Origin of the sequence: Streptomyces sp. SAI-127, from assembly GCF_029894425.1 — a bacterium.
Taxonomy (GTDB): Bacteria; Actinomycetota; Actinomycetes; order Streptomycetales; family Streptomycetaceae; genus Streptomyces.
In genome coordinates this window covers 819414-838979 of sequence record NZ_JARXYJ010000001.1, presented here as the reverse complement: position 1 = coordinate 838979, position 19566 = coordinate 819414, and the positions used below count along the sequence as shown (strand labels likewise).

General features: G+C 70.4%; 16 protein-coding genes and 2 pseudogenes. 11 read left to right on the top strand and 7 right to left on the bottom strand.

Going from position 1 to position 19566, the window contains the following annotated elements; translation table 11 throughout:
- The first annotated feature begins 5 nt into the window (after positions 1 to 5).
- The 4 genes and pseudogenes from M2157_RS04075 to M2157_RS04060 form a co-directional block, all read left to right on the top strand.
- Complete coding sequence (locus M2157_RS04075; protein ID WP_280864449.1) at positions 6 to 1253, top strand: acyl-CoA dehydrogenase family protein; 1248 nt, start codon at positions 6 to 8, stop codon at positions 1251 to 1253.
- A complete protein-coding gene (locus tag M2157_RS04070; RefSeq protein WP_280864448.1) occupies positions 1250 to 2365 on the top strand; it encodes an acyl-CoA dehydrogenase family protein in 1116 nt (371 codons plus the stop codon). Before M2157_RS04075 ends, M2157_RS04070 begins: the two co-directional genes overlap by 4 nt.
- A gap of 399 nt (positions 2366 to 2764) precedes the next feature.
- Positions 2765 to 2959 (top strand): annotated as a pseudogene (locus M2157_RS04065) (barstar family protein); the annotation flags it as partial.
- 12 nt (positions 2960 to 2971) lie between these two features.
- Positions 2972 to 3139, top strand: a pseudogene (locus tag M2157_RS04060) (IS701 family transposase); the annotation flags it as partial.
- A 123-nt stretch (positions 3140 to 3262) separates the two neighbouring features.
- On the opposite strand, the gene M2157_RS04055 reads toward M2157_RS04060, so the two are convergent.
- Positions 3263 to 3496, bottom strand: a complete 234-nt coding sequence (locus tag M2157_RS04055) for a hypothetical protein (protein ID WP_280860407.1) — start codon at positions 3494 to 3496, stop codon at positions 3263 to 3265.
- A 705-nt stretch (positions 3497 to 4201) separates the two neighbouring features.
- On the opposite strand from M2157_RS04055, the gene M2157_RS04050 reads away from it, so the two are divergent.
- Entirely contained in the window at positions 4202 to 5341 is a 1140-nt protein-coding gene (locus M2157_RS04050) for an ABC transporter substrate-binding protein (RefSeq protein ID WP_280864447.1), read from the top strand.
- 298 nt (positions 5342 to 5639) lie between these two features.
- Here M2157_RS04050 and M2157_RS04045 read toward each other — a convergent pair whose 3' ends face one another.
- From M2157_RS04045 to M2157_RS04020, 6 genes are read right to left on the bottom strand one after another with little or no spacing between them, the layout of a single operon-like run.
- The gene (locus M2157_RS04045; RefSeq protein WP_280864446.1) at positions 5640 to 6797 is read right to left on the bottom strand and encodes an acyl-CoA dehydrogenase family protein; all 1158 of its coding nucleotides are present in this window, start codon (positions 6795 to 6797) and stop codon (positions 5640 to 5642) included.
- Positions 6798 to 6827: 30 nt separating this feature from the next.
- Entirely contained in the window at positions 6828 to 7340 is a 513-nt protein-coding gene (locus tag M2157_RS04040) for a DoxX family protein (protein ID WP_280860404.1), read from the bottom strand.
- A complete protein-coding gene (locus M2157_RS04035) occupies positions 7337 to 8248 on the bottom strand; it encodes an SDR family NAD(P)-dependent oxidoreductase (RefSeq protein WP_280864445.1) in 912 nt (303 codons plus the stop codon). Before M2157_RS04035 ends, M2157_RS04040 begins: the two co-directional genes overlap by 4 nt.
- Positions 8249 to 8271: 23 nt before the next feature.
- The gene (locus tag M2157_RS04030) at positions 8272 to 9444 is read right to left on the bottom strand and encodes a CoA transferase (protein ID WP_280864444.1); all 1173 of its coding nucleotides are present in this window, start codon (positions 9442 to 9444) and stop codon (positions 8272 to 8274) included.
- An 18-nt stretch (positions 9445 to 9462) separates the two neighbouring features.
- Positions 9463 to 10242, bottom strand: a complete 780-nt coding sequence (locus M2157_RS04025) for an enoyl-CoA hydratase/isomerase family protein (protein ID WP_280864443.1) — start codon at positions 10240 to 10242, stop codon at positions 9463 to 9465.
- Between the two features lies 1 nt (position 10243).
- A complete protein-coding gene (locus tag M2157_RS04020) occupies positions 10244 to 10999 on the bottom strand; it encodes a 3-oxoacyl-ACP reductase family protein (protein WP_280860400.1) in 756 nt (251 codons plus the stop codon).
- Positions 11000 to 11084: 85 nt separating this feature from the next.
- Between M2157_RS04020 and M2157_RS04015 the strand changes: the two genes are divergently transcribed.
- The 6 genes from M2157_RS04015 (at position 11085) to M2157_RS03990 (ending at position 19564) form a co-directional block, all read left to right on the top strand.
- Positions 11085 to 12227, top strand: coding sequence for an acyl-CoA dehydrogenase family protein (locus tag M2157_RS04015; RefSeq protein WP_280864442.1), 1143 nt, complete (start codon positions 11085 to 11087; stop codon positions 12225 to 12227).
- 102 nt (positions 12228 to 12329) lie between these two features.
- On the top strand, positions 12330 to 13820 hold the full coding sequence (locus tag M2157_RS04010; protein ID WP_280860398.1) for an aldehyde dehydrogenase family protein: 1491 nt from the start codon (positions 12330 to 12332) through the stop codon (positions 13818 to 13820).
- Positions 13821 to 13841: 21 nt separating this feature from the next.
- Positions 13842 to 15416, top strand: a complete 1575-nt coding sequence (locus tag M2157_RS04005) for an AMP-binding protein (protein ID WP_280864441.1) — start codon at positions 13842 to 13844, stop codon at positions 15414 to 15416.
- A gap of 4 nt (positions 15417 to 15420) precedes the next feature.
- Complete coding sequence (locus M2157_RS04000) at positions 15421 to 16572, top strand: thiolase family protein (protein ID WP_280864440.1); 1152 nt, start codon at positions 15421 to 15423, stop codon at positions 16570 to 16572.
- A complete protein-coding gene (locus tag M2157_RS03995) occupies positions 16569 to 16964 on the top strand; it encodes an OB-fold domain-containing protein (RefSeq protein WP_280864439.1) in 396 nt (131 codons plus the stop codon). The genes M2157_RS04000 and M2157_RS03995 overlap by 4 nt, the downstream gene beginning before the upstream one ends.
- A 239-nt stretch (positions 16965 to 17203) precedes the next feature.
- Complete coding sequence (locus tag M2157_RS03990; protein WP_280860394.1) at positions 17204 to 19564, top strand: nitrate- and nitrite sensing domain-containing protein; 2361 nt, start codon at positions 17204 to 17206, stop codon at positions 19562 to 19564.
- Positions 19565 to 19566 lie beyond the last annotated feature (2 nt).

Sequence of the window (19566 nt, the reverse complement as noted above, 5' to 3'; positions counted from 1 at the left end):
ACGCGATGGAATCCGACGACATGCGGGACTTCGCCGCCGAGGCGCGCCGCTTCCTCGACGCGCACGTGGCGAAGGCCCCCGACCGCACCACCGTCACCTGGGGCGAGGGCGACGACTCGATGGCGTACTTCAGCAGCCTCCCGCCCGAGGAGGAGCGGGAGTTCGTGCAACGCGCCCGGGAGTGGCAGCGGATCCGCCACGAGAACGGCTTCGGTTGGATCACCGGACCGGTGGAGTACGGCGGCCGGGGACTGACCCCGGTCCACGACCTCCTCTACGACGCCGTCGAGTCGGAGTACGACGTCGCCGACACCGGTGTGCTCAGTGTGATCGGCCTGGGCATGATCGGGCCGACGATCCTGGCCCACGCCCAGCCCCACATCAAGGACCGCTGGCTGCCGGCGATGTACCGCGGTGACGCCATCGCCTGCCAGTTGTTCAGTGAGCCGGGCGCGGGATCCGACCTGGCGAGCGTGGCGACCCGGGCCGTCCGCGAGGGCGGGGACTGGGTGCTGAACGGGCAGAAGGTGTGGACGTCGGTCGCCCAGCACAGCCAGATCGGACTCGCGCTCACCCGCACGAACCCCGACGCGCCCAAGCACCGCGGCATCACGGCCTTCCTGGTCCCCATGGACACGCCAGGCGTCGAGGTCCGGCCGCTCAGGCAGATGACCGGCGGCGCGGACTTCAACGAGGTGTTCCTCACCGACGTCCGCATCCCCGACGACCACCGGCTCGGTGAGGTCGACGGCGGCTGGACGGTCGCCCTGACCACCCTGATGAACGAGCGCGCGACGGTCGGCAGCGAGGGCGTGGGCCCGGTGGGCGCTGCCTTGTCCCCGGACCACCTCTCGGCGCTGATGCGGGCCACCTGGACCTGGGACGACCGCGCCCTGCGCGCGCGCCTCGGTGAACTCCTCGTGGACGTCATGGCGACCGAGCACCTCAACGCACGCGCCCTGCGCAAACTGCGCGGCGGGGTAGCACCGGGCCCCGAGATGTCCGTCTCGAAGCTGATGTACGGCCAGAACCTGACCCGAGCCGCACACTTCGTGTCCGACGTGCTCGGCCCCCGGATCATCGCGGACACCGGCCAGTGGGGCACCTACGCCTGGACCGAACTGCTCCTGGCCACCCCTGCCTTGCGCATCCTCGGCGGCACCGAGGAGATCATGAAGAACATCCTCGCGGAACGCGTCCTCGGCCTGCCCAAGGAACCGGTGACCACCGCTGCCAAGGAGGTGCGGCCGTGACCGCCGACGAGAGCGAGCTGCGGGAACTGCGGGCGTCCGTAAGGGAGTTTCTGGAGGCCAAGTCGCCCGAGGAAGCGGTGCGCAAGCTCATGGAGAGCGAGCCGCGCTTCGACCCGGCGGTGTGGTCCCAGGCGGCCGACCAACTCCGCCTGCCCGGCCTGGCGATCCCGGAGGAGTACGGCGGTGACGGCTTCGGCCTCGTCGAACTCGGCGTCGTCCTGGAGGAGATGGGCCGCGCACTGTTCTGCGCGCCCTTCTTCGCCACCGTGCTCCTGGCCGCCCAGGCCCTGCTGGCCTCGGGCGACAAGGAGGCCTGTGCGCGCCTCCTGCCCGGCATCGCCTCCGGACGGACCACGGCCACCCTCGCGGTCGCCGAAGAACACGGTTCCTGGGACCCGGCCATGGTCTCGGCGCGTGCCATGCCGGACGGGAACGGCGGCTGGACGCTGGGCGGACGCAAATGCTTCGTCATCGACGGTACGACGGCCGACCTGATCCTCGTCGTCGCCCGTACCGTGGCCGGCCCCACGCTCTTCGCGGTGGAGCGGGACGCCCCGGGACTCGTGGCGGAACCGATGGAGACGCTGGACGGCACCCGGGCCATGGCCCGGCTGACCTTCGACGCCGTGCCCGCGACGCGGGTCGGGGCGGAGGGAGCGGGCGGACGCGTCATGGCCAAGGTCCTCGACATCGCCTCGGTGGGGCTGGCCGCCGAGCAGGCGGGCGGGGCGCGCCGGTGCCTGGAGACGAGCGCGGACTACGCCCGCGTCCGGCATCAGTTCGGCCGGCCTATCGGCTCCTTTCAGGCGGTCAAGCACAAGTGCGCCGACATGCTCGTCCAGGTGGAACTGGCCGAGGCCTCCTCCCGTGAGGCGGCGCGGCTGGCCGACGAGGACTCCCCGGACTTCCCGGTCGCCGCGGCCGTGGCCCACGCCTGCTGTTCACGGGCGTACATGGCCGCCGCCATGGAGAACATCCAGGTCCACGGCGGCATCGGGTTCACCTGGGAGCACCCGGCCCATCTGTACTTCCGACGGGCCAAGTCCTCCCAGCTGCTGTTCGGCGGCCCGGCGGTGTATCACGAGCGGTTGTTGGACCGGCTCGGAATCTGACCGTCCCTAGGGCGGGCCACACCGTACGAGCCGGGCGACACCGCGCGGAGCGAGTACGGGATCGGCAGATGGGAGTCCCCGAAGGGCAGCCGGTACCGAGCGCGTACGGGTACTGGACTCTCTGATGGGCTGTTGCCGTCAAGGCCGGGTGGGCTAGGTTCCGGTTTCCGTCTCGCGTTGGGGTGCGCCCCCGCCGTAATGCGAGTCGACGACGAGTGGATCCAGGGTGGCGACCGTCCGGAACGTCGGATGCAGGTACACCAGTACCAGGCTCCCGCCCGGCTCCAGCGCCATGGTCGCGCCGCGCATCCAGGCGCGCCCCTGGAGAGCCTGTCTCTTTGATCGGTGAGTGACTGTGGTGAGGCTGGTTGGGCTGCTGCGCTGACGGACAGCGAGCTGATGGTGACCTGCGCGATCGGCTGATCGAGACACTCGACGACTTCTGAGACGTGGTGAGCAAGCCGTACGGCCTGCCGGAGTGGTTCGGCCGGAACCTGGACACGTGGTCGGACACGATCGTGCCCCGGGGGCATCTCTGAGGTGATAGACAGCCACGACCTTCTGACCGTGCACGTCGACCAGCGGGGTCTCTTCAAAGGTGACCGTCTCGCCCGCCGCAGCGTCAGCAGGCCCGATCAGATCTCCTACTACATCGCCTACTGCCCCGCCGACACCACGCTGGACGAGCTGATCCGCATCGCGGGCAGCCGCCGGGCCGTTGAGGAAAGCTTCCAGAGTGCGAAGCAGGAGTGCGGCCTGGACGACGTCCGGGTCGGCTCGTTGAAGTCGTGAGCGGAGACACGGCGGATGAGGAACGACAGGAGCGTGCGACCGCTCACTCCGGGATGGTCTCCCTCCAGCCCGAAGAGGTCCCGCTCGATAACGCGATTCCACTGCTCAACGGACAGTTCGACGTCCCCGCAGTTGCGCCGTGTCGGTGACGACGCAGGTCACGGCGAGTTGCGTGTGGTGTGAGCGCAGTGCAGTCAGCGCCGGGGCCACGATCTGGGCGACGGTCGACGGCAACGCGGCGAGGGTGGCAGTGGCTCCGACCGTGCCTTTGACCGCCGCGAAGGCGCTCTCGGCCTCCCGCACGGCGGCCAGGATCCGGTCGGCGTGGTCGAGGAGCACCCGAGGCCACGAGCGCGGCCGCCGTCGAGGCCCGCGCTGCCGCCGTGCTCGACTTCCTGCTGCTCTTCCTCGACACGTCTTGATGCCCCGCCTGGATACGGCCGAGACCGCCACGGCGGAGACCACCATGAGTACGGCTGCCTGGACACCACCAGTCTGCCCGGTGCTCCGCAGGATCTCTCCCAACTCCGCCCGGACCTCCACCGGCGCCCTATGCACTTCACGCCACGGCACCACCCACCCGGCCAACGGTGGCCGCAACAGCAGACCCAGTGCGACTCGCATCACACCGGGTGCCCCCATGTCCACAACATCTGACGTGTCAGATACCGTCTCGTCAGATGAATGGTCGCCTCCAGCGGGCCCCATCCTCGACGGAACAGCGAAGAGTCCTGATGAGCACACTCGAATTCACCGGCCTCGATCCGGACTTTCCGGTCGCCAGCAAGAACAGGACCGCCACCCTCGTCAACAGTGAGCAGGAGGGCGCTGCCGACCGACGCCGGCCTCACCCTCGCCGACGGTCGCCGACGGCCACCGGCTCGCCTCCGACATCCTCGACTCCGGCAAGCTCACCGCCGGTCTGAGGCGCAGTCCGTACGAGACCACCGGCTTCGCTGCTTCCGCTCCCGCCCTCCCGGCCGAGGCGGTTAGCCGCCCGTACACCGGGCCCACCCCTGCCCCCACGCAGAAAGGGTTACCCCAGTGACCAGCATTCCCAGTCGACGACGACTCCTGGCTACCGGAGCGGGCGCCGCGCTCGGCCTCAGCACGCTCGGCGCCACGGCGTCCCCTGCCGCGGCAGCCCCCACCACAGCCGCGCGCGGCGCCGGCGCCGAGGAGACCAGGACCCTCGACGAGCTGTACCAGGCCGCCATCGCCGAAGGCGGCAAGCTCGTGATCTACGCGGGCGGCGACCTCGCCAACTCGGGCAGCGGCGCCGCCGCCCGAACCGCTTTCCGCCAGCGATTCCCGCAGATCGACCTCAACCTCATCGTGGACTACAGCAAGTACCACGACGTCCGCGTGGACAACCAGTTCGCGACCGACACCCTGGTCCCCGACGTGGTGCAGTTGCAGACGCTCCAGGACTTCACCCGCTGGAAGCGCCAGGGCCGGCTACTGCACTACAAGCCCGCCGGCTTCAGCAAGCTGTACAAGAAGTTCCGGGACGCGGACGGTGCCTGGGTGGCCGGCATGGTCATCGCCTTCAGCTACCTGTACGACGTGGCGGCGGCCGGGACCGACGCGCCGCAGACGCCACTGGACCTGATCGACCCGCACTGGAAGGGCGCCATCGCCTCCTCCTACCCGCACGACGACGACGCCGTGCTCTACCTCTTCGCCCTCTACGCCGAGACCTACGGCTGGGACTGGGTGGCCGACTTCGCCGCCCAGCAGCCGCAGTTCGCCCGCGGCACCTTCTCCCCCGGCACCGCGGTCACCAACAAGGAGAAGATCATCGGCGTCGGCGCGGGTGGCAACCCGCTCGCCACCAGCCCGAACCGCTGGATGATGACCGACGGGCACCCGTTCATGGCGTGGGGACAGCGAATCGCGATCCTGAAACAGGCCGCCAACCCCACGGCGGCCAAGCTCTACCTCAACTGGCAGCTGTCCACCGAGCGCCAGACCTCCAACAGCTGGTCCGTGCGCACGGACATCGCGCCGCCCACCGGCCTCAAGCCGATCTGGGAGTATCCGAACGCCAACGTGGACGGGTTCCCTCGCTTCATGGAGGACCGGGCCCAGGTCGAGCGGCTGAAGCAGACCTTCGCCCTCTACTTCGGCGAGGTCAAGGGTGACCCGACACCCGGCTGGCCCGGTCTGCACCCGGGCGCCTGACCCTCCATCAGGCCCCGTACGTGGCGGGTTCGACGGCCTCGGGTTGTCACACGGCGTGGTCGGACTACAGCCGGCGGCGACGCGGGTGCGCCGTACGCCGGCTATCGCTCGCGCTCACCACGTGCGGGGTCCTGGTTCCAGCGACCCCCGCCGGCCATCGACGAGTCAATCGCCGACGCCCCGCCCCTGCCGGTGCGCACCCGGGGAGGAGCGCACCGCGTGAGCCAGCACCAGGCGCGCATCGCCTCCAGGGTGTCGGCGGTGTCCGTGTGGCCGGGGTCCGGGATGACAGGCGGGTTCAGCCGCGCGCCGCCTCGCCCAGCAGCGCCTTCGCGATGATGACCTGCTGGATCTGGCTGGTGCCCTCGTAGATGCGGAACAGCCGGGCGTCGCGGTAGAAGCGCTCGACGGCGACCCCGCGCATGTAGCCCGCGCCGCCGTGGATCTGCACCGCGCGGTCCGCGACCCGCCACACCATCTCGCTGGCGAAGTACTTCGTGCAGGACGGCCCGATCTTGGTGTCCGTGCCGGCGTCGAAGGCGCGGGCGGCCTCCAGGACGGTGGCGCGTCCGGCGTAGTAGTCGGTCTGTGAGTCGGCGATCAGGCCCTGGACGAGCTGGAAGGAGCCGATGAGCTTCCCTGACTGCTTGCGGGTGCTCGCGTAGCCGACCGACTCGTCGACCAGGCGCTCGGCCATACCCACCATCAGCGCGGAGATGTGCACCCGCCCGTGGGCGATGCAGCCCATCGCCGTGGAGAAGCCCCGGTTCAGACCCTCCGCGCCGCCGACGAGCGCGGAAGCCGGAACGCGGACGTCGTCGAAGAACACGTCCGCTGTCCAGGCGCCGAACTGGCCCATCTTGTGGTCCTTGGGGGCCACGGTGAGGCCCGGGGTACCGGCCGGGACCAGGAAGGTGGAGATGCCGCGGGTGCGCGGGGCGTCGGGGTCGGTGCGGGCGAAGACCATGAAGACGTCGGCGAGCGGGGCGTTGGTGATGTAGCGCTTGGCGCCGTTGATCACCCATTCGTCGCCGTCGAGATGTGCCTTCGTGGTCAGCGTCGAGGGATCGGAACCCGCCTCGGGCTCGGTGAGCGCGAACGACGCCAGAACGTCACCCGAGGCGATCCTCGGCAGCCAGTGAGCCTTCTGTTCCTCCGTCCCGCCGACCATGAGGACATGACCCGCGATGCCGTTGTTCGTGCCGAACATCGAACGCAGCGACGGGGTCGTGTAGCCCAGCTCGAACATCAACTGGGCCTCCTCGAGCATCGACAGTCCCAGTCCGCCGTACTCCTCGGGCAGCGCGAAGCCGAACAGGCCCATCTTCTTGGCCGCCTCGCGGATGTCCGCGGGCATCTCGTCCTTCTCGTCGATCTCCGCCTCGAGCGGCACGACGCGGTCCCTGACGAAACGCCGGACCTCGGACAGCACCGCGCTGAAGTCAGCCGCGTCCATGTCGACTCTCCCTTGTTGCCCTCATCGGTCTCATTGATCTGTCTCGTCGGGCTTCTTCTCGGGCCGGTAGCACAGTGCCAGCAGTGCCGCCGCGCTCGCCGTGCCGACTCCGGCCGCCAGCAACGCGTGCCGGGTGCCCGTGCGTTGGTGGCCCAGCAGGCCGTCGAGCGAGTACCGGCCGTTGCCCAGCGCGGCCAGTGCGACGGCCGCGCCGCCCACGACACCGGCGTACTCCCAGCCGCCCTTGAAGACGAAGAAGCCCTTGCCGCGGTGGTCGGTCCGCGCGGCCACGGTCATCAGGCCGACGGCCGCCGCCGCGGGGAGCGGGTTGGCGGCGCCGAGCGCGATACCGACGCCCGCGGCCATCTCGGTGCCGGCCGCCATCCGGGCGTGCACCTCGGCCGGTTTGAGGCCCAGCGCCTCGAACCAGCCCGTGGTGCCCTTGAGCCCGCCCGGTCCGGCGACCTTGTTCCAGCCGTGCGCGAAGAGCATCGGGCCGAGGCTCGCGCGCAGCACGAGGGCGGCGGCGTCGTGGCCCTTCACTGGCCGACGCCCGTCGCCCGTCCCGCGGGGACGGCGCCGTACAACTGCGGTACCGCGTCGACGAGTTCGTCGTAGGTCAGAGCCTGTCCGGACCGGCTGGGGTGGACGGCGGCGACGGTCCAGCCCTGCAGGCGGTTCAGCCGGTTGCCCTCGATGCGCAGGACCTGGCCGGTCAGCCAGGCCGCGCTGTCGGAGGCCAGGTAGACGACGACGCCGGAGGCGTTGGCGGGATCGCGCGGGTCGAAGCCCTCGGTGGCCTGGAGCGACTCGCCCACGGCCAGGCCGTCCGTCATCCGCGTGGCCGCGATCGGCGAGATGGCGTTCGCGGTGACGCCGTAGCGGCGCATCTCCAGGGCGGTGAGGACGGTGAGCCCGGCGATCCCGGCCTTCGCCGCCCCGTAGTTGGACTGGCCCTGGTTGCCGAACAGGCCGGTCCCGGACGTCGTGTTGATCACGCGGCCGGCGACCCGCTCGCCCCGCTTCGACGCCTCGCGCCAGTACGCGCACGCATGCCGGGTGAGCGCGAAGGTGCCCTTCAGGTGCACCGCGATGACGGTGTCGAACTCGGCCTCCGTCATCGAGAACAGCATGCGGTCGCGCACGATCCCCGCGTTGTTCACGACGATGTCGAGGCGGCCGAACTCCGCGACGGTGTCCGCGACCATGGTCTCGGTCGCCGCCCAGTCGGTCACCGAGGAGTGGTTGGCGATCGCCCGACCGCCGAGCTTGGTGATCTCGGCGACGACCTCGTCGGCGGGGGAGTCGCCGGTCTGCTCGCCGTGTATGCCCGAGCCGAGGTCGTTCACCACCACGGTCGCGCCGGCCTCGGCGAGCGCCAGACAGTGCGCCCGTCCGAGGCCTCTTCCGCCGCCGGTGACGATGGCGACCTTGTCGTCGAGGATGCCCACGCCGTACCTCCAGATATATGAGTTCAGTTGAGTTCGCGGAGCACTTCGTCGGTGTGCTCGCCGAGCGTCGGCGCGCCGCCGCGCGGCTTCTCGTCGACGCCCCAGAAGGCGACGGGCGTGGCCACCGTCCGCAGCGGCGGCGCGTCCCCCATGCCCGGCTGTTCGACGAACGCCCCGACCGCATCCGCCTGCGGATCGGCCGCGACCTCCGCCAGGGTCTGCACGGGCGCCCACCACACGCCCTCGGCGTCGAAGCGCTCGGCCCACTCGTCCAGCGGACGCTTGGCGAACTCCTCGTCGAACACGGCGATCAGCTCACGTACGTGGCCGCGCCGGGCCTTGCCGGTCGCGAACCGCTCGTCCGTCTCCAGGTCCTCGCGGCCGAGTGCCTTGACGACACCGGGCCAGTGCCGGTTGCCCTCCAGACCGACCAGCCAGAACCAGCGGTCGTCGGCGGCCCGGTAGGAGTTGTAGAGCGGCGACTCGTGCTCGGTGCGGTGGCGGGTACGGCCGCGCTTGCCGAAGAAGTTCTGCAGCGCGAGGTCGTTGCCGTTTGCGTAGGTCCCGGATCGCAGCAGCGACACGTCGACCACCCCGCCCTCGCCGGTGCGTTCGCGTCGCAGCAGCGCGGCCAGCACCCCGGCGACCAGGTTGGCGGCGGCCGTACGGTCGCCGAGGCCGGGCCGGATGCCGGGCGGTGGCTCCCCGGCCGGGTTGAGCATGGCGGCGATGCCGGGCCGGGCCCAGAACGCGGAGACGTCGTACCCGGCACGGTCGCGCTCGGCGCCCGTCCAGCCGTAGCCCGTCAACGTGCCGACGACCAGGCGGGGATGGCGGGCCCGCAGCTCGTCCGGCGCGAGACCCAGCCGCTCCAGGGCGCCCGGGCGGAGGTTGGTGACGAACACGTCGGCGCGTTCCAGCAGCCGCTCCAGTACGTCCTTGCCCTCCTGCGAGCGCAGGTCGAGGACGATCCCGCGTTTGCCGCGGTTGTCGGTCTCGAACGGGGGAGCGCTGTCGATGTCCTGCCCGACGTGCTTGAGCGTGTACCGGTTGGGGTCGCCCGTCGGCGCCTCCACCTTCACCACGTCCGCGCCCCAGTCGGCGAGCATGGTGGCCGCGGCCGGAGCCGCCACCCACATGCCCAGCTCGACCACGGAATAGCCCTCCAGTGGCCGCACGGCCCACCTCCAGATCATCGGGCGCTTGTACGCCTGCTACACGCCGCGGAAGTCGCCCGGTCGGCGTTCCCGGAAGGCCTTGAGTCCCTCGGCCCGGTCCTCGGTGGAGAACAGCACCGCGACGGTTTCGCGCTCGTACGCGATCGCCGCCTCCAGGTCCATGCCGAGCCCGTAGTCGATCAGCCGCTTGCCTGCCGCGAGCGCGAGCGGGGCCCCGGCGGTCAGCTTCGCGGCCAGGGCTTCGGCGGTCTTGAGCGCGCCGCCGGGCTCGGCGAGTTCGTTGACGAGCCCGAGCGCGTGAGCCCGCTCCGCGTCGACCGGCTCGCCGGTGAGGATCATCTGCTTGGCGATCGCCGACGGCAGGAGGCGGGGCAGCCGCTGGGTGCCGCCCGCGCCCGGCAGCACGCCGAGCTTCATCTCGGGCAGGCCCAGCCGGGTGCCGCGTTCGGCCACCCGCAGGTCGCAGGCGAGGGCCAGCTCCAGACCGCCGCCGAAGGCGAACCCGTGGACGGCGGCGACCGACGGCTTGGGGAAGTCCTCCAGGAGCGCGAACGCCTCGGTCAGGCGCCCCACGAAGGCACGGAACTGCCCGGGTGCCGTGAACGACTCGATCTCACCGAGGTCGGCACCGGCCGAGAAGGCGCGTCCCGCACCGGTGATGACCAGGGCGCGTACGTCGTCGTTGTCGCGCACATCGGCGAGAGCCTGTTTCAGCTGGTCGGCGGTCTCGGAGCCGATGGCGTTGAGCTGCCCCGGCCGGTCGAGGGTCAGCACGGCGATTCGGTCGCGGAGTTCGGTACGCAGCACGGTGTTCACCTCAGACCATCGTGAGGCCGCCGCTGACCGAGAGCGTCTGCCCGGTCATGTAGGCGGCGTCGTCGGACGCGAGGAAGGCCACCACACCGGCGATCTCGTCGGGCTGGGCGACGCGGCGCAGCGGGATGGCCCGCACGGTCGCGTCGTACATCTTCTGGCTGTAGTCGGCGACCTGTCCGAGCAGCGCGGTGTCGGTCGGACCGGGGCAGACGCTGTTGACGGTGATGCCGTGCCTGGCGACCTCGCGGGCCAGCGCCTTGCCGAAGGCGATGACCCCGCCCTTCGTCGCGGAGTACACCACCTCGCCGGACGAGCCGACCCGGCCGGCGTCCGAGGCGATGTGCACGATCCGGCCGCCACCGCTTTGGATCATCGAGTCCAGTACGGCCCGGGTCACCGTGATCGTGCCGCGCAGATTGACGTCGATGATCCGGTCCCAGGTGTCCGCGGTGCTGTCGACGAAGCGGCCGATGACGTCGACGGCCGCGTTGTTGACCAGGACGTCGACCGGACCGAGCTCGACGGTCACCCGCTCCACGGCCGCGTGCACGGCCGCGCTGTCGGAGATGTCCGCGCCGACCCCCGTCGCCCGCACTCCGTATCGCTCGACGAGTCGGCCCGCGACCTTGGCGGCGGCCTCCGGGTCCAGGTCGCAGACGGCGACCGCGGCTCCCTGGGCGGCGAGCCGGTCGGCGATCGCCTCGCCGATCCCGCGTCCCGCTCCGGTGACGAGTGCCACCTTGTCCCGTACGCTCACGCGCCCTCCCTCGCCCAGGTCCCGATACAGCGCTATCGTATAACTACTTCAGCTAAATAAGCGAGATGCGTGAGTGGAGTCGAGCATGCGCCGAACGATCTTCACCGAGGAACACGAGCTGTTCCGCGAGACCGCCCGCACCTTCTACCTGCGCGAATGCGCCCCGTACGCCGAGCAGTGGGAGCGCGACGGCCAGGTGAGCCGGGCCGCGTGGGCGGCGGCGGGCAAGGCCGGACTCATCGGCTGGCAGTTCCCGGAGGAGTACGGCGGCCAGGACATCCGCGACTTCCGCTACAACGCCATCATGGCGGAGGAGATGGCGGCGACCAGCGCGGTCGGTATCGGACTCGGGCTGCAGAACGACGTCCTCCCGCCCTACCTGATGCACCTCACCACCCCGGAGCAGAAGGCCCGCTGGCTGCCCGGGGTGATCAGCGGCGAGACGATCTGCGCGCTCGCGCTGTCGGAGCCGTCCGCCGGGTCCGACCTCAAGGCCATCCGCACCACCGCCCGCCGGGACGGCGACGAGTGGGTGATCGACGGCTCCAAGACCTTCATCACCAACGGCATCCTGGCCGACCTGGTCATCGTCGCCTGCAAGACCGACCCGGAGGCGGGCCACAAAGGCATCAGTCTGATCGTCGTCGAGCGCGGCACCGAGGGCTTCGAGCGCGGACGCAAGCTCGACAAGGTCGGCATGAAGGCCCAGGACACCGCCGAGCTCTTCTTCCATGAGGTCCGGGTCCCGGCCGAGAACCTCATCGGAGAGGAGGGTCGCGGTTTCTACCACATGATGGGCAACCTCCCCACGGAACGTCTCGCCATCGCCGTCTCCTCGCTGGCGGCGGCCGAGCGGGCCTACGTGCTGGCGCTGGACTACGCCAAGACCCGTACGGCCTTCGGACAGCCCATCGGGGAGTTCCAGGCCAACCGGTTCGCGCTCGCCGACATCAGGGCCAAGCTGAACGCCGCCCGGGTCTACGTCGACGGCTGCATCATGGCCCTGGTCCACGGTGAGCTGACGGCCGACGAGGCCGCGGCCGCCAAGTACTGGACCTCGGAGACCGGCTGGCAGGTCATCGACCGCTGCATGCAGCTCTTCGGTGGCTACGGCTACGTCAACGAGTACGAGATCGCGCGCATCTGGCGGGACAGCCGGGTGCAGCGGGTCTTCGGCGGCACCTCGGAGATCATGCTGGAGATCATCGGGCGGTCGCTGGGCCTGTAGTCCACGGCCTGGAGTGTCCTGAACTTATTGACTACCTTGGCTTAATAGGTTAGCTATTTAGCCTGGATGTGCGCAGTGTTGCGCGGTCTCTAGGAGGTACCCGTGGTCACGGTCGATGTGAAGCTGCACCAGGACAGAGCCGAGCACGACCTGCCGCAACCACGGCTGGTCATCGGCGGCAAGGACGTCACCGACACCAGCGGCGGACTCTACGAGCACCGCAACCCGGCGACCGGCCTGATCCAGGCGCACATCCCGCTCGCCGGGCCCACCGAGGTGGACCAGGCAGTGGCGGCCGCCCGCCAGGCCTTCGAGGTGTGGGGCACCATGCGCCCCGCCGAACGCCGCCGGCTGCTCACCCGCTTCGCCGGACTGCTGCGCGACCACATCCCCGACTTCGCGGCGATCTGCCCGCTGGAGAACGGCGTGTGCATCGGCGGCTGGGCGGACAACGTCGGACCGCACGTCGCCGAGTGGACCGAGTACTACGCCGGCTGGGCCGACAAGATCGAGGGCATGGTCGGCGCGGCCTACAGCCCGCACGAGAACGTCGAGTACACGATCGCCGAGCCGTACGGCGTCATCGGCCACATCATCACCTGGAACTCGCCCGCCCTGTCACTGGCGATGAAGGTCCCGCCGTCGCTCGCCGCCGGCAACACCGTGGTCATCAAACCGGCCGAGTCCACGCCGTTCTCCGCGCTGCTCTTCGCCGACCTGGCCCGCGAGGCCGGCATCCCCGAGGGCGTCATCAACGTCGTCACCGGGCTCGGCGACGCGGGATCGGCCCTGGTGACCCACCCCGGCGTCGACAAGATCTCCTTCACCGGCGGCCCCGCCACCGCGCGCCGCATCATGGCCGACGCGGCACTGAGCCTCAAGCCGGTCGTGTTCGAGCTCGGCGGCAAGTCCGCCAACCTGCTCTTCGCCGACACCGACCTGGACACCGTCGTCCCGTACTGCGCCGCCTTCGCCATGAGCAACACCGGGCAGGGCTGCGCACTGCCCACCCGGCTCCTGGTGGAGCGCCCGATCTACGACGAGGTCATCGCGCGGGTCACCGGGGTGATCGCCCACCTGCCGGTCGGCGACCCGCTCGACCCGACGACGTACATCGGACCCCTCATCAACGAAGCCGCCCGCGAACGCGTCCAGGGCATGATCGACAAGGCGGTCGAGGACGGTGCCGGCCGACTCGTGTACGGCGGCGAACGCATCGCATCCGACGGCTACTTCGTGACCCCGACCGTCTTCGCGGACGTCGACAACCGCAGCGACCTCGCCCAGCAGGAGGTCTTCGGCCCGGTCCTGGCCATCACCCCGTTCGACACCGAGGACCAGGCCGTCGCCCTCGCCAACGACAGCGAGTACGGCCTGTCCGCCTACATCCAGTCCCGTGACATCGCGCGCGTCAACCGCCTGGTGCCGCGCCTGAAGGCCGGGACGGTCTACGTCAACCCCGGCCCGAATCCGATCACTTCGCCTGCCACGCCGTTCGGTGGGGTCGGCATGAGCGGGTTCGGGCGGGAAGGCGGCAAGGCCGGTCTGGACGAGTTCATCAACGTGAAGGGCGTCGGCATCGGCCGCGTCTGATCGACCATGGGGAGCAACAACGTGAATCCCGCCCGCCGCCTGACGTTCGGCGACATCATCCGTGAGCACCGAAGGTCCTTCCCCGACGGAGTCGCCCTCGTCGACGGCGACGTCCGGCTGACCTGGCCCCAGTTGGACGAGCGCACCAACCGACTCGCAGGCGCCCTCACCGACGCGGGCGTCGGCTCCGGCGACCGCGTCCTGTGGCTGGGCCAGAACTCCTTCCGGATCTGGGAGCTGCTCGGCGCCGCCGCGAAGATCGGCGCCATGGTCTGCCCCGGCTACTGGCGCTGGGCCGCCCCCGAGATGGCCTTCGCCGTCGAGGACTTCGACCCCAAGGTCGTCGTCTGGCAGGACGAGGAGATCGGCGACACGGTCGCCAAGGCGCGGGCCGAACTCGGCAGCGACCACCGGGCGTTGTGGCTTCGCCACGACTCCGAAGGCGCCGACTCCTACGAGTCCTTCCTGGCCGCCGGCTCGCCCGAGGACCCCGTCGCCGAGGTCGACCCCGACGCGGCGCTCCTTGTCATCTACACGGCGGCGATCTCCGGCCGGCAGTCCGGCTCGATGCTCTCGCACCGCAACCTGCTCGCCATGGGCGCGAGCGCCGCCTGGATGGGGGACATCGGCACGGAGACCGCCTTCCTCGGCGCCGGTCCCATGTTCCACATCGGCAACTACCAGTTCTGGGGCGTCCCGGCCTTCGTCCACGGCGGCAAGAACGTGGTCGTCCGCCGCGTGGTCGCCGAGGAACTGCTCCCGCTCTTGGCGGCGGAGCAGTGCACCCATGCCTACCTGATGCCCCCGACCATCGCGCAACTCGTCGCCCTGAACCGCGAGGCCGGCCACGACCTCTCCCACCTGCGCGCGAGCGTCGCCGCGCAACTCTGGGAGGGCACCGTCCCCACCGATCAGAGCCGCTTCACCCGCAACGGCGGCGGCATGGGCCGCGGTTACGGGCAGACCGAGGTGACCGGCTTCGCCGTCACCGGCGCCTACGGCGGCTCGGGCACCGGCAACGCGGGACGCCCCGGCCCCTTCACCGCCGTACGCATCCTGGACGTGAGCGGCCAGGAGTGTGCGGTCGGCGAGGCCGGCGAGATCTGTGTCCGCGGCGACCTCGTGCACCTCGGCTACTGGAACCGGCCCGAGATCAACGAGGAACGCTTCCGGTTCGGCTGGTGGCACACCACCGACCTCGGCAGGCGCGAGGACGACGGCACGATCAGCTTCCTCGGGACGACGACCCGCATGCTCAAGTCGGCGGCCGAGAACATCTTTCCGGCCGAGGTGGAGAACTGCATCGAGTCCCACCCAGCCGTGAAGGAGGCGGCCGTGATCGGCGTGCCCAACGAGCGCTGGGCCCAGGACGTCAAGGCCGTGGTCGTGCTCCAGCCGGGCGCCGAGCCGCTCACGGCAGCGGAGGTCATCGAGCACTGCCGGGCGCGGATCGCCTCGTACAAGAAGCCGAAAACGGTCGAGTTCGTCGACGCCCTGCCGCGCACCAAGGACTACGCCAAGGACTACGAGGTGCTCGACGAGCGCTTCGGCGGGGGCGGCTATCCCGGCGGCGACACCCTCGGCGCGGGACGGTGACCTCGTGAACGGCCGCCAACCCGTCATCGTCGGCGTGCACGCCACCGAGCAGGCGCTGATGCTGCCCGACCGTGACGCCATGGACCTCGCCCTCGAAGCGGTACGCGGCGCGATCGCGGACGCCGGACTGACCCCGGCGGACGTCGACGGCGCGCAGGTCGACTGGCCCGGTCCGGGAGGCGTACCCGGCGAGGGTAGCTCCTGGGCGCGGATGCTCGGCCGCGACCTGCGCTGGACCAGCGACTCGATGCTCGACAACGCCGGCTCGCGGGGCCTGCTGAAGGCGGCCGCCGCGGTCAGCGCCGGATACGCGGACACCGTCGTCGTCGGCGGCTGCAAGCTGGTCTCGCGCGGAGCCGGTCCCGTCGGAGCCGGTGTGCCGCTGGAGTTCGCCGACGTGTGGGGCAGCTATGTCGTCGCCCAGTTCGCGCTGGTGGCGGCACGGCACATGCACGAGTACGGGACGACGTCCCGTCAGCTCGCCGAGGTCGCCGCCACGATCCGCAACAACGGCACCACCAACCCGGAGGCGATGATGTACGGCCGCGGCCCGTACACCGCCGACGACGTCCTCGCCTCCCGGATGGTGGCCACCCCCTTCCACCTGCTGGACTGCTGCATCGTCGGCGAGGGCGGCGCCGCCATGGTGGTGACCACCGCCGAGCGGGCCCGCGATCTGCCGCATCCTGCGGTCGCCGTCCTCGGTGGCGGCATGGAGTACCACCAGGCCGCGTACGCCAACCCGGCGCTGTACCGGGAAGTCGGGCAGCTCGGCCGGGATGCCGCCACCCGCGCCTACGCCATGGCGGGCGTCGGCCCGCACGACGTGGACGTCTTCTCCCTGTACGACCCCAACTCCTTCGAAGTCATAAGGCAGTTGGAGGTACTCGGCCTGTGCGGCGAGGGCGAGGGCGGACCCCTGGCGGCCAGTGGGGCCATCGCCGTGGGCGGCAAGCACCCCGTCAATCCCGACGGCGGCTGTCTGTCGTACGCCTGGAACGGGACACAGCAGATGACGCTCAAAGTCGTCGAGGCAGTACGGCAGTTGCGCGGTACCGCCGTGCACCAGGTCGAGGGCGCCGAGCTGGCGGTCGTCGGGAACGCCGGATCCGGGGCGCAGCACTACGAGATGAGCGTCCTGGGGAGGAACCGATGAGCCGGCCCGTACCCGTCCCCACCGAACTGTCCGAACCGTTCTGGGACGCGGCCCGGCGCGGCGACCTGGTCGTCCCCTACTGCCCGAGCTGCAACCTGCGCTTCTTCGTCCCAGAGCCCGCCTGCCCCGGGTGCATGGCGCCGGACTGGCACTTCGCGCCGAGCGTGGGCCGGGGGACCGTCTACTCGGTGACCGTCGTGTACCGCGCCCCCGGCCCCGGCTTCGACACGCCCTTCGCGCTCGCCGTGATCGACCTCGACGACGGCGGCACCCTGCTCTCGCACGTCGACGCCAGCGATCCGGAGGCCGTGGGCATCGGCATGCGCGTACGCGTCGACTTCCGGCCCCTCACGGACGAGATCACGCTGCCCTGTTTCGTGCCGGAGCCTTGATTGAATCGGTTGAAACCGATGATGGTGAAAGTTTGGTGCTCTAAGTGTATTTAGATAGCGGTATCCATGGATAACATCGGCGCGTCATCGTGCGGGCCCATCGGAGCGGCCTGACACTTGGAGCATCGCTGGGGACCTCAGTGGCAGTGCACGCACGTGCGTCGAAGAGACAAGGCCCAAGGGGCAGCGGAGCCCGGCGACAGCCGTCACTCCGAACGGTCCTGCTCATCCTGGCCCTGGTGCCCAGTGTGACCCTCGTGGCCCTGTGGCTGGCGAGTTCCGCGCAGCTCTACACGGACTGGCAGAAGCAGAAGGACCGCAACGCGGCCTCCAATGCGGCGGCACGTCCGATCATGGCGGCCTTCTTCGACCTCCAGGAGGAACGCCGGCTCAGCGGCGCGGAGCTCGCCGATCGCGCGGGCTACCAGAAGGCGTTGCGCGCGCAGCGCATCCGCACCGACGCCGACGTCACGACCGTCCAGGAACTGCCCGACAGCGACTGGAGCGCCCCGGACGACATCCGCGCCAACGTCGTCCAGGTGGGCAGGAACCTTCGGAAACTGGCCGACTACCGGGCCGGGGTGGACCAGCGAACCGCCTCGCAGCAGCAGACGTTCGACCGCTATACGAACCTGATCTCCGGCCAGTTGAACCTGTTCACCACCCTGAGCCACGTCGGTCTGCCCAACATCGACTACCTCGCCCGGCCGGCCATCGACTCGGTCTGGGGCATGGAGATGATCTCGCGGGAGAACGCGCTGTTCACCCGCGGCTCGGTGACCGGACGGCTCTCCGCCACCGAACGCGGGCAGCTCGCCGGATGGATCGGCTCCCAGCACTTCCTCTACGACAACAAAATCGTGCCCCTCGTCCCCGACGACCAGGCCGCGCTGTACCGGAAACTGATGGCGGGCAGCGCCTGGAAGCAGAAGACGACGGCCGAGCAGGACGTGCTGGCCGGCTCCGCCTCCGGGACCGACCCGGACAAGTTCTCCAAGGAACTCGGCACGACGTGGAGCGGCAGCGTCGGGCCGGTCGCTACCCAGCTCCAGGAGCTCAACACCGCCTACTCCGTGACCCTGACGGCGGCCACCGAGAAGGAACTGCACGCCATGGTGGTGCGGTTGATCTTCACCAGCGTGCTGGGCGCGGCGGCGGTGCTCGTGGTCGTGCTCATCAGCGCACTGCTCACCCGGTCGCTGCGCCGCCGGATCTCCGCACTGCGCGCCGCCGCCCTGGACCTGCAGACCCGGATGCCGGACGTGGTCGAACGCCTGCGCGGAGGAGAAGTCGTCGACCTCGATGCCGAACTGCCCGCGATCCAGCACGGCGACGACGAACTGGGCCAGCTGGGCCAGGCGCTGAACCTCGCACGCCACAGCGCCCTGGACACGACGATGGCGCAGGTGTCGCAGTTCCGCGGGTTCGAAAAGCTCCTCCAGCGCATCGCCCGGCGTACCCAGCTGCTCATCGGTCTCCAGATGAAGAAGCTCAGTGAGCTGGAGCGCCGGCACGAGGATCCCGAGGTACTGGAGGGCCTGTTCGACCTCGACCATCTGACCGCCAGACTGCGGCGCTACGAGGAGAACCTGGTGATCCTCGGGGGCGGCCAGCCTCAGCGCCGCTGGCGCAAACCGGTCCTGCTGCTGGATGTGCTGCGCTCCGCACAGAGCGAGGTGCAGGACTACCGGCGGATCCAGATCGACGTCGAGGAACGCGTGTGGCTGGCCGAGCGCGCGGTCGGTCTGGTCATCCACGTGCTGGCCGAACTCATGGAGAACGCGGTCGGCTTCTCCAAGCCGCCGACGCCGGTGGAGGTGTACGCCGCCCGCGTGGGGCGCGGCCTCGCGGTGGAGATCGAGGACCGCGGCGTGGGCATGGACGACGACCAGTACGACGCGGCCAACCGGCTGATGACCGAACCGCCCCGCATGGACGTCATGTCCCGGGCGGACGACGTCAGGCTCGGCCTCTATGTGGTCGCCCGGCTGGCGCGTGGCCTGGGCATCCAGGTGGAGCTGCGGCCCTCCTCGTTCGGCGGCACCAGGGTGGTCGTCCTCATCCCCGACGAACTCGTCGTCGACGCCCCCGGACGGACCGGCCCCACAGCCGCGGAAGTCGACCCCGCCTGGCCGCCGGTGCATCAAGCGGCCGTGACGGACGTGCCCGGGACGGAACATGCCACGACGCTGGACGTGGACACGCTGGTGACCGCCCGTGTCGGCCCGTACGGCGCCGCGCCGCCCGCCGACGATGTCTGGACCCGGCCGCCGGGCCCCCACGGAGTGCCGCAGATGGCGGGCGCACCGCGGGCGGCGGCCGAGACACCCCGTGCGAATACCGCGCCGGACGTGCGACCACTGCCCAAACGGGTCCGCCTGGCCAGTCTCGCCGACGAACTGCGCGACCCGAACGCGGACTTGCGGGCGCCCTCGCCCGACGAGCAGGAACTGGCCCGCCGGTCCGCGCCCGCCCGCTCCGGCGCGACGATCGGCGCCTTCCAACGCCAGTCCCGGATGGTCCGGCGCGATGCTCCCCCGACCGACCACGAACCCACCGACGTGCTGCCGCAACGTAGACGGATCCCGACGGAAGACTGACC